The organism is Treponema sp. UBA7570, assembly GCA_002477955.1.
In the GTDB taxonomy this organism is placed as follows: Bacteria; Spirochaetota; Spirochaetia; order Treponematales; family Treponemataceae; genus Treponema_D.
The window spans coordinates 1-10,673 of the sequence record DLLE01000043.1; the positions used below are offsets into that span (position 1 = coordinate 1).

At 40.0% G+C, this 10,673-nt stretch carries 8 protein-coding genes and 1 pseudogene; 4 read left to right on the forward strand and 5 right to left on the reverse strand.

All coding sequences use genetic code 11. The features are described 5' to 3' along the window. Positions 1-25: 25 nt before the first annotated feature. The 5 genes from B4N75_RS05050 to B4N75_RS05070 form a co-directional block, all read right to left on the reverse strand. Complete coding sequence (locus tag B4N75_RS05050; protein WP_296021484.1) at positions 26-853, reverse strand: M15 family metallopeptidase; 828 nt, start codon at positions 851-853, stop codon at positions 26-28. 5 nt (positions 854-858) lie between these two features. Further along, a complete protein-coding gene (locus B4N75_RS05055; RefSeq protein ID WP_296021490.1) occupies positions 859-1,185 on the reverse strand; it encodes an STAS domain-containing protein in 327 nt (108 codons plus the stop codon). A 16-nt stretch (positions 1,186-1,201) separates the two neighbouring features. Next, a complete protein-coding gene (locus B4N75_RS05060) occupies positions 1,202-3,367 on the reverse strand; it encodes a PP2C family protein-serine/threonine phosphatase (protein ID WP_296667580.1) in 2,166 nt (721 codons plus the stop codon). 11 nt (positions 3,368-3,378) lie between these two features. Then, entirely contained in the window at positions 3,379-4,785 is a 1,407-nt protein-coding gene (locus B4N75_RS05065; protein WP_296667578.1) for a PP2C family protein-serine/threonine phosphatase, read from the reverse strand. A 123-nt stretch (positions 4,786-4,908) separates the two neighbouring features. Continuing rightward, complete coding sequence (locus B4N75_RS05070) at positions 4,909-5,883, reverse strand: Hsp33 family molecular chaperone HslO (protein ID WP_296021508.1); 975 nt, start codon at positions 5,881-5,883, stop codon at positions 4,909-4,911. Between the two features lie 169 nt (positions 5,884-6,052). Between B4N75_RS05070 and B4N75_RS05075 the strand changes: the two genes are divergently transcribed. From B4N75_RS05075 to B4N75_RS05090, 4 genes and pseudogenes are all read left to right on the forward strand, one after another. Further along, on the forward strand, positions 6,053-7,585 hold the full coding sequence (locus tag B4N75_RS05075; RefSeq protein WP_296706751.1) for a monomeric [FeFe] hydrogenase: 1,533 nt from the start codon (positions 6,053-6,055) through the stop codon (positions 7,583-7,585). 185 nt (positions 7,586-7,770) lie between these two features. Then, positions 7,771-8,754, forward strand: a complete 984-nt coding sequence (locus tag B4N75_RS05080; RefSeq protein ID WP_296667574.1) for an ABC transporter substrate-binding protein — start codon at positions 7,771-7,773, stop codon at positions 8,752-8,754. After that, positions 8,751-10,178: an ATP-binding cassette domain-containing protein gene (locus B4N75_RS05085; protein WP_296667572.1), complete on the forward strand. Its 1,428-nt coding sequence runs from the start codon at positions 8,751-8,753 to the stop codon at positions 10,176-10,178. Before B4N75_RS05080 ends, B4N75_RS05085 begins: the two co-directional genes overlap by 4 nt. Before the next feature lie 48 nt (positions 10,179-10,226). Continuing rightward, a pseudogene (locus B4N75_RS05090) lies at positions 10,227-10,673 on the forward strand (PIN domain-containing protein); the annotation flags it as partial.

The window sequence follows — 10,673 nt, forward strand, 5'->3', positions numbered from 1 at the left end:
AACAATGTAAAATGTTTTTGCCCAGCTAATTGTCTTCCCATGCATCCAGAAATTCCATCATGAACTGCTGGACATCGCCAAACCATTTTTTTTGAAATTCGCAGGCTTCAACTCCTATGTAGCGAAAATGCCAGCTTTCCCAGCGATAACCTGTTATATCTTCATATCCGTTCGGAAAACTCAAGCTCCAGCCGTATTTTGCGGCATTCTTGTAAACCCACTGCCCCGGAACTGTATCTGCAAAGGCGTCATCAACCGGAGCAAAATCCAAGGCCATTCCAAGCTGATGCTGGCTTGTTCCTTCGCGCGCACTTTCGCGTTCTGCTTCTTCAAGTCCGTCAACTTTTACCCAATATGCAAAAAGATTTTTCTGATATTCGTAGGAACGGTAAGTTGAACTTACAGTCAGCGTAATTCCATCATTTTTTGCAGCCTGAGCAAGAACTTTTAAAGCCTCAAAACTTTCTGGACGAAGGCTCAAATTGTTTTTATTGATTGCAAATAAATCGTTTTTTTCAAGGTGAACTAAATTCTTCGGTTCATAATCAGCGCCAACCGCATGCCGCTTGTCGATTAAATAAAAAGGACTTAAATCTTCCGAAGAAAAATTTTTTCTGCTTTCAAGAACGCGATGCAAATCTGCCAGGAATTCTTCAGGATTTCCGTTTGGAATTACATTTTTTGCACGTTCGCTCATCGAAGAAAGAACCCTGTTCAATTTTGCAAGCTCTGGATTTTGAGCCTGCAAATTTTCGGTTGCTGCAGGTTTGTTTTTTTTCTGTCCGCAAGAAACAAAAATCCCGCAAAAAAACAGCAAAATTGCGCACAAAGAAGAGAAAACTGATTTTTTCATAAGAGCTAAATAACCTCAGTTACTGAATGTATAAAATAGAAAGTATCGCTAAAACCTGTGTCATCTAGAGCCTGGCGCACAACCGGCGAAGGATTCATTATATAAAGACGGTGATCAAATTCTTCAGCTTCGTTAAATCCACCCATTATAAGACCGACTCCCGCAGAATCAATCGCTTCGACAGAAGAAAAATCAAGCACAAGGTTAGAATCGACAACAACTGTATAAACCTTGCCTTTCAGTTCGTCAAGAGTATAAGAATTTACGACACCGACAAGTTCATAAAGAACGTAATTTGCACCGAATTTTTCAACAACTTTTAAGGCATCCATTTAGATTCTTCCTCCGTTAATTCTTATTTGCAAGACGCTTGATTACAAGAATCGAAACATCGTCATCAAGTTCTTTTGCAAGAAAATCAGCCGCAGAATCGTACATTGTGCGAGCCATCACATTTGCCATGCAGGAAGTATTTTCTGTAATCGAACGCTGGATTCGCTCTTTTCCGTAGGTTTCACCGCGCAGAGATTTTGAATCGATAAGACCATCGGTACAGGTAACGATAACATCGCCTGGATTCAACTTTACTTTTTTTACTTTTATGAGTTTTCCAATATCCTTTGCAAAACCAAGAACACGGCCTTCACCTTGAATTTCAATTACGTTGTTATAAGATTTTGTGTACAAAAACAGGGCTGGAACTCCGCAGTTAATGTAATACATTGTGTCATCATTAAAATCAAGCAGCGCAAAAACGCCTTCAAAGAACGTTCCTTTTGGCAAATTGTAGCGGATAAACCTGTTTACTTTTTCAACAAGAAGCTTAAAATCACGGGTTTCCTGCAAGAATGTGCGAATAATCGACTTAATGATTACCATGCTCATAGAAGCAGAAATTCCTTTCCCGCTCAAGTCGCCCAAAATAAAAATATGCCGCGAATCAGAAAGGCGGATTAAATCGACAAATTCGCCGCCAATATTGTGCGCATGTTCCATAATGTAGCCGGTATCGTATTTTGGATTCTTAATTGGATCCATGTTTTCCTGAATGGAAGTAATAATCTGGCTTGACATACGGATTTCGCGGTTTACAGTTCCGACAATTGCCTGATTTGAAATATTGCGCATGTAATAACCGAATACAAAAAAGTAAGAATAGAATTTTGTAAACGTGATAAAGTCGTAGTCAGCGTAGATGTTTCCGCCGGCTTTTTGACCAAGGGTAATAAGACCGACAATGCGGCGGCCTTCTGCAAGAAGAATTATGGCTTCAGAAGAAGTGTCCGCAAAAAGTTTTAACAGTTCATGCTTGTTGCGTTCAAAAAGATGTCCGTTATCAACCTGACTTTTTAAAACAACCATGCGGTTTTGGTTGAGCATTGCGTCAAAAACAGCATTTTTTATGTCGAGGGTGAGTTCCGGACTTCCGTTTTGCTCATAAATCGCCTTGAGAATATTTTCGCTTTCTACAAAAACGTGCATTTTCGACAGACCAAGGTTGTGAATAAAAATATTCTGCATATCGTGAACAATTTTTTCCGGATCTTCACCATAGTCGAGCTTAGATAGCTGCTCTTCAAAAACTTCAGCATACTGGAAAGAGCGGAAATACTGTTTTTTCGCAAGGAATTTCGAAATTTGATAAGAAATTGTAATACAGACTACAATTACAATGCCGATTTCCAAAAAGAAGACAAAGTGCGACAGGGCAAATTCCGGCCACAAACGCGGAAAGAAAATTCCAACAACAACGGCAGGAGCAAGATAGCAGGAAATAAAAGTAACAAAAACACCGACTACATATTTTAAATCGTACAGAAAGTTCTGATGAGAATTATAAGAAAGGAGTACCTGAATAACTGCGACTGCAACAAAAACAAGAGAAGAAAACATTGGAACGCGCCCGCAGGCCTGCTTGATTACCCAAAAAGAAATCCAGCCGGCAACAAGCGCAAGCACGTTCAAAAGCGACTTCTGCATGTTAAGACGGTCATCGCGGTTTTCTGCACGCAAAATCATAATTAAAACGGAAAGAACAGGACATCCAATCAAAAGAAGCGCCTGAAAAACTTCAAACCAAGTTACAGGAAAATAGTTTGTAAGCTGTCCTTTAAAAAGAGGCTTAGAATCAACGCTTAAACCAAGAAATTCTGTAATTGTAATTCCGGTAATCTGAGTAAAGACAAACCAAACAGAAACCAGAACCAACCCCCATTTTATCGTCTTTACAACAGCTGGACGGTTATAAGAAGGAAACAAAATACAGTAAACACAAAAATCAATTGAATAAACTGTTGCCGCAATAAGAGCAAGGCGGAAAAACAGAAGAGGCATTCGGTCTGATGCGTAAAAAGTAGACCATAACATAAGAGCTATTGCAACACAAGAAACTGCAAGATAAACGCACATTGTCGTAAGAGGATTATTTACGTTTTCTGCAGAACGGTGATCGATATAAAATGCAAGGCCAACGGCAAAAGCCGCCATTACAAGGTTTAGAACAACATAAATCATAACAATTTCTCCTAGCCCTGAAGTTTTGCAACGAGCATTGTAAGGTCATCGTGAAGGCGAGTATCCGCATTATAACTAAAAACAAGATCCGTAATATCTTTTATGAACTCGCGCGGCTCTTTAGAGGCGCTTTTTTTTATCGTATCAGTAAATAGCTGTGTATCACCCAATTCAACTTTGTCCGCATTCATAACTTCAGAAACACCGTCACTTGCCATCATAATAAGGTCTCCGGAAAAAAGACGCTGTTCGCTTACTTCAACTTCGTCAATAGGAATAATTCCGACAATCGGACAGTTTGAAGAAAGAGATTTTATTCTATAGCCGTCCGGAGAACGGGTTACAATAATCGGATCGGACATAGAAGCGTTTACATAGCGAATTGTCATTTTTTGAGTGTCGATGATTCCAATGAACAAAACAGTATATTTATCCTGAAGGTGCATGTCTTTAATGGATTTGTCGATCGCCATAATCATGCCCGGCAAATCTTCCTTGTTTTCCTTGATTTTTACCGTGTTCATTACAAGTCCCATGACGAGGGCCGCCGCAAGACCTTTTCCAGAAACGTCTCCAAGCATTACAAGAGTTTTGTGCTCGTCAATCGGAAGAACCGTATAATAGTCTCCAGAAACATTTATCAGCGGACGGAAATATGCGGCAAGTTTAACCCTGTCAACTTCCGGCATTCTCTGCGGCAAAAAGGCACGCTGAGTTTCTGCAAGCTGCTCCCATTCCTTTGAAAGCTCAGAAATTTCAGAAAGACTGGAAATAGTTTCCGCGCGCAGCTGAAAACGTCCCAATTCCTCGTAAAGCCTTGGAAAAACTTCCATATCAAAATATTTTGTGTAACGACAAAAAACAAAAAAATGAAAACCCTTAGACGAAATGAAAAAACCCCGCGACTTACGGCTTTTAGAAACAATACCGAAATTGTCGCCTAAAAAGAAAGTTCCCTCTTCCCAGTCAATCGAATAATTTCTTTCGAGCAGTTCCATTCTCGCAGGATCTGAACTAAGCCGGTTTGGTGAATTGTAGAGAACGTAATTTGTCATACGGTTAATGTACAAAACAGAACAGTCGGCCTTTACTTCCAAAACATCTGCAATCAGGTTGTAAAAATCTTCCATTGAATAGCACAGACGCAGCTTATCGGTAAATTCCGTCAAAAAAGCAGTTTCGCCGCTTCTCATCGTGCTTTTTTCAAGATGCAGACGAACCATCGAATAAAGCGTACTTGCAATCATGATTAAAACACAGAACAAAACCGCAGTTACGGTCGTAGGAAACGTATTTGAATAATCAACAAAGTCGTTAATTTTAGTCTGCGGCACAAGAAAAACAGCCAGAGAAAGAAATATCAACGAAAGAAAAATATAAACCAGAGTAAGACCAATTCGTCTACGCGCTTTAAACATACAACCCTCTTTTCGACCAGACAAAAAGCCCAGAGTTTCTATTTAATTACAGAGCAACCTCAAAATATAAATTTTCAGAGGCTTTCTATCGACAGTATCGGCAGATTCTTACAGAATCATAACTTACACAAGCATCGATTTTGGAATTTTATAAGTTGAACCGCAGTTGTGGCAGACAATTTCCAATGGATCAGGATCGTTTGCAAGAATATCGGCAAGTTCATTTTTTGGAAGAGCCTTAATCTGCCGTGCGTAATACTCTGCGCTGCAAGGACAGTCAAAAATAATTTCGCGGCTCAAAACTGCCGTCGGATTAAATTCCCTGAAAAGTCCGTAAATTACGTCTTCCATGTCGCCGCCGTCGCTAAACCATTTTCCAATTGACGGCATTGCGCTAAAGGCATTTTCAACCCTTATAAGGAGCTCCTCATCTTCATCATCCTTTGAGTCAATGTCGTTTTCAACCTGCTCAGTTTTTACAGAAGATTTTCCGCCTGCCTTTGGAAGAGCCTGAAGAAACATTCCGCCTGCTCCAATTACACGTCCTTGTCTGTCAAACTGGATGCTGGTGTTAAAAGCGGTGTGAATCTGCTCACTCTGAGCAAAATAATGAGTCAAATCCTTTGCAATGTTTTTGTAGAGAATTTCTGTCATTCCAACCTGCGGAGCCTTCATTCCCTCGCCCATTCTCCGGACAGTCAAAGTGCCTTCTCCAAAAAATGGAGCAAGATCCCAGTTTTCAAGAGGTTTTTCGACAGGAATTGGATTTTGAAGCAAATGTCCACGCACATATCCAGAAGAATCCGCTTCAACTCCAAAACCAACGGCAGGACCGTTAGACTCGTAGTGCAGAGAAACGTGTTCCCTGCCTTTCATCGTAGGAATCATAAGCGCTGCGCAAAGTTCAGCCTGGCCAAGCACGAGAGTTTCAAGAATTCCAAGATGCTGGTTGGCGCGCATTTGATTCACAAGCCGGGTTCCATTCAAAAAAGCGCCGCGCACCCGGCCGTCAGCCATAACAAAAATAGTCATTTCGTCTTTGTGAATAGACTTCAAGTGTTTTAACAATTCTTCATCTTTAATTTCTTCTCTAATCATAAGATGTATTATATCAAGAACAAATTTCTTCCGCATCACACAATAGGTAAATAACATTCGGTTTAAATAAAATCAAAGCATTTTTTAAACAGTTTTTTCAAATATCGTTTTATAAAAACTTCAAAGTCTTAAAAAAAGTGATACACTATAAAATAATGAGGTAACTTTTATGCTTAACACAAACAACAACATGGCAATTCTTAAAAAAAATGTCCTTGCCGAAATTGTAAAATTGCAGTTAGAAGAAAAACTTTCAGATTCAAAAACAGTCAGCCAGATTGAACTTATTCCAGAAAAAGTTGTTCCAGACGGAACAATTCCTGTTACAGGCTCGCTCGAAAACGACAGAAGCATTGTCCGTGCCCGCATCGTTGCAGACCTCGGATTTTCACTCGAAGACTACGACCCTCAAAAGCCGCTCGCAGATTACGTAAAGCAGGCATTCCGCCGACAAAAACCAACTTGGCCGGTTTTAACAATGTACAAAAACGCCTGCAACGCTTGTGCAAAACCTCATCACTTTGTGACAGACGCCTGCCAGGCCTGTCTTGCCCGTCCATGCAAGATGAACTGTCCGCGTCAGGCAATTGAAGTTACCGGCAGGGCAAAAATCGACACTTCAAAATGCATAAACTGCGGTCTCTGCCTAAAAAATTGTCCATACCACGCAATCATAAAAACAGTTGTTCCCTGCGAAGAAGCCTGCCCGGTCGGAGCGATTGCAAAAGATTCGGAAGGAAGGGAACAAATCGACTACGAAAAATGTATTTTCTGCGGAAAATGCATGGCAAACTGTCCCTTCGGCGCAATGATGGCAAAATCCCAGCTTTTTGACGTTATAAAAAACATAATGGAAGGCAAAAAAGTAGTCGCCATGTACGCGCCTGCAATCGGAGCACAGTTCAAAGGCTTAAAACCCGGACAACTCGACGGCGCTCTTTTAGAGGCAGGATTTAGCAAAGTCTGGGAAGTTGCCGCCGGAGCAGACATGACAGCCGACAGCGAAGCCGAAGAATTTTCAGAAAGGATGAAGAGCGGAGACAAAATCATGACAACAAGCTGCTGCCCGGCCTATGTACGCGCCGTTCAAATCCATATTCCCCAGCTGGCAAAATGCGTTTCCGAAACAAAATCTCCAATGATTTACACAGCCATGCTTGCAAAAAAAGCCGATCCAGACTGCGTTACAGTTTTTGTCGGTCCTTGTCTTGCAAAAAAACGCGAAGGCATGGATTCAGACACAGTGGACTATGTTCTTACAGTTGACGAAATAAACGCTCTCTTTGCGGCAAAACAAATCGAACCTTCAAAATCTCCGGAAAAACCAGAAAAATACGTTCCTACAGTTTCCGGCAGAAATTTTGCAAAAAGTGGCGGCGTTGCACAGAGCGTAAAAATTCGCCTCAAAGACCAGTCAATTCTCCGCCCGCTCGTAATCAACGGACTAACAAAAGACCAAATAAAAATTCTTTCAAATTACGGAAAAATCAGCGCAGGAGAACTTCCTCAGCCAGAAAACTGCCCTAATTTAATCGAAGTTATGGCCTGCGAAGGAGGCTGTATTGCAGGTCCAGGAGTAATCACAAACCCAAATTTGGGCAACGGACTTTTAACTCTTTATGCAAATTCCGGCTCAAAACCAGATGCAGACGGAATTCCTAAAAAAGCCGACATGGAAAAAATTGCAAAAGAGCAAATTTAAAATTTGGACGAAGACTTCCTAAAGTACCGCACATTTTCTTGCTCCGAAGTTCCAGTCCATTCAAAAACCGGCTTTTCGCGGTTCCGCTTCCGCTTCATTTTAAGGCGACGCTTTCGCAAAAGCGCAACCGCCGCCTTAAAACGCCTTGCGCCGCTGCAATCCGGCGTACATTTACGGAGTTTTTTATGAAAATTTTCAAAAATTTAAATTCACAAAAAATAAAGAAAATTTTGACAGTTTCTGTTATTTTATCATCAGTTTTTTCAACATTTGCAAAGCAAAAACAAGTGCGCATAGGAGTTCTAAACGGACCTTCTGCAATTCCATGCGCTTATTTAATAGAAAACAAAAACAGTTCCGAAGTCAAAAATCTCGCCTTTGAAAACTGCGCTTCTGTTCAAACAGAACTTCCAAAACTTTTAAAAGGAGAGCTAGACATAGGTTTTCTTCCTCCAAACATTGCTGCAAAAGTCTTTAATTCTTCAAACAAAAAAATCGTCTGCCTTGGAGTTACAGGAAACGGAAACCTTTATCTTCTCTCAAAAACAGGCTTTCCGCAAAATTTTTCTCTGGAATCGCTCAAAGGCAAAACAGTGCAATGCGCAGGACAAGGCGCGACTCCCGAATTCATTTTAAAATATCTGCTTTCAAAAAACGGACTGAAAAATCAGGTAAATCTGGATTTTTCAATTCCTAACGCAAACATCGCCGCGGCCTTAATCTCGGACAAAATCGAGTTTGCTCTCGTTCCGGAACCTTTTGCAACAGTTGCCCAGACAAAGTCTCCGCAAGTCAAACGCATTTTAAATATTCAGGCAGAATACGAAAAACTTACAGAAAAAACTTTTCCAATGACGCTTTTAGTCGCAAATGCAGATTTTGCAAAAAACAACAAAAAGCTCATAAAAAAAATTGCCGCTCTCTACGCAAAATCGAACGAGTGGACTGTAAAAAATCCAAAGGAAGCAGGAATTCTTGCAGAAAAAGCAAATTTGGGGTTAAAAGCGGCTGTTGCAGAAAAGTCAATTCCGAACGCAAATTTTATCTGGCAGGATTCGCTGACGGCAAAAAAGCAGATTGAATCAATTCTTTCTGTTTTTTTACAGGAATCTCCGCAGTCAACCGGAGGAAAACTTCCTGACGACGATTTTTATTTTTCTCTAAAATGAACAAAAAAACTGTAAATTTTATTTCAATCCTGAGTTTCGCATTTTTGTGGCAAATTTGTGCCGTTCTTGCAAAAAATCCTCTCGTTTTTCCGACATTTACGGCAACTATTTCTAAATTTTTTGAACTGTGCGCGACACGAGACTTTTGGCAGAGCACGCTTTTTTCTTCGCTCCGCGTTTTTGCGGGCTTTTTTATCTCTGTTTTTTTGGGAATTACTGCCGGAGTTCTTTCCGGAATTTTCCCGCTTTTTAAGGCATTTATAGCTTTTCCGCTTTCCTTAATCCGTTCAGTTCCTGCAGTCTCGTTTATTTTGCTTGCGGTTTTTGTATTTAATTCAGATTTTGTGCCGATTTTTAGCGCAGTTTTAATGGCTTTTCCGGTTATGACCGCTGCTGTAAGTTCTGGACTTGATTTTAACGCAGAAGACAAAAAACTTTTTTTTATGGCAAAAGTCTTTAAGCTCACAAAATTTCAAAAAATCCGTTTTATCGTCCTTCCAAAACTCCAGAATTTTATCGAAAGCGGAATTTTTTCAACTTTTGGAATGAGCTGGAAAGTTGTCGCCGCAGCAGAAGTTTTGAGCATTCCAAAAAAAGCGCTCGGAGCAATTTTACAGAATGCGCAGGTCCAGCTCGAAAGCTCAGCTCTTCTTGCAACTACAATTATGCTCGTTTTTCTTTCGTTCGCCTTTGAAAAAATTTTGCATAAAGCGTTTGACAGACTTTTTTTGACCCTGACTTCTCCGGATTTTTCAAAAAAAATATCAAAAAACAAAAAAACAGAATCTTTTCAAAAAAAATCTTGCGAAAAAAATCAAACAGAACAGAATTCAACTTCTGTCAAAATCAAAAACCTTACGATAAAAAAAGGCAATAAACTTTTATTTGAAAATTTCAATTATGAATTCCAAAAAAACAAAATTACGGCAATTCTTGCGCCGAGCGGAAGCGGAAAAACAACGCTTTTGACGCAAATTGCGCTTACAAACCCGGAAGTTTCGTTTTTGTTTCAGGAACCGCGGCTTTTGCCTTCTCTCACGGTTTTTCAAAACGTTTTTCTGCCTCTTTTTAATATTTTCGGAGCAAAAAAAGCAGAAGAAATTGCAGAAAAATATTTAAAAGCCACAGGATTATTTGAGCGCAAAGACGAAAAAACTCAAAATTTGAGCGGCGGCGAAAAACAGAGAGTTGCAATGGCCCGATCGTTCGCTTTTCCGTCAAAAATTTTGCTTTTGGACGAAGCCTTTCAGTCGCTGGACGAAAAAATCAAAAAATCCCTCGAGCAAACCCTAAAAAAACTCTTGAGCGAAAGTCCAAAAACAGTAATCTTTGTAACGCACGAAAAATCAGAAGCAAAGGAAATTGCAGACATAACAGTCGAAATGGAAGGCCGGCCTCTAAAAATCAGTTCAAGTTTTTCTTAATAACATTTATACTTTAATAGAAAAAATTTTATTTTAAGGTAAACACGAATGGCAAATTTTATTGACGAAAACACAGTTTTTATTCTGGACAGCTACGGTTTAATTTTTAGAGAATATTATGCTTTTTTTAGCCGGCCGCTGACAGATTCAAAAGGACAGAACATAAGCGCAGTTTTTGGTTTTTTTAGAAATTTAAGCATTTTAATAAAGAATTTTAAGCCAAAGTATTTTATTGCGGCAATGGACAGCCGGACGCCGACTTTCCGGCATCTTGCATACAAAGATTACAAGGCAACAAGGCAAAAAACTCCGGAAGAGCTAAAAGCGCAGTTCCCAATGATTGAGGAATGTTTAAAAGTGCTTGGAATTCCAGTTTTGAGAGTTGACGGCTACGAAGCAGACGATGTAGTTGCAACAATTGCAAGGCAGTGCGACAAAAAAGGACAGCATTGTCTGATTTTGAGCGCTGACAAAGATTTGCAGCAACTCACAAAC

Coding starts and splice junctions, on each gene's coding strand:
- B4N75_RS05060 (WP_296667580.1), bottom strand. CDS start 3,367: ATGATTTATGTTGTTCTAAACCTTGTAATGGCGGCTTTTGCCGTTGGC.
- B4N75_RS05080 (WP_296667574.1), top strand. CDS start 7,771: ATGAAAATTTTCAAAAATTTAAATTCACAAAAAATAAAGAAAATTTTG.
- B4N75_RS05075 (WP_296706751.1), top strand. CDS start 6,053: ATGCTTAACACAAACAACAACATGGCAATTCTTAAAAAAAATGTCCTT.
- B4N75_RS05055 (WP_296021490.1), bottom strand. CDS start 1,185: ATGGATGCCTTAAAAGTTGTTGAAAAATTCGGTGCAAATTACGTTCTT.
- B4N75_RS05065 (WP_296667578.1), bottom strand. CDS start 4,785: ATGTTTAAAGCGCGTAGACGAATTGGTCTTACTCTGGTTTATATTTTT.
- B4N75_RS05070 (WP_296021508.1), bottom strand. CDS start 5,883: ATGATTAGAGAAGAAATTAAAGATGAAGAATTGTTAAAACACTTGAAG.
- B4N75_RS05050 (WP_296021484.1), bottom strand. CDS start 853: ATGAAAAAATCAGTTTTCTCTTCTTTGTGCGCAATTTTGCTGTTTTTT.
- B4N75_RS05085 (WP_296667572.1), top strand. CDS start 8,751: ATGAACAAAAAAACTGTAAATTTTATTTCAATCCTGAGTTTCGCATTT.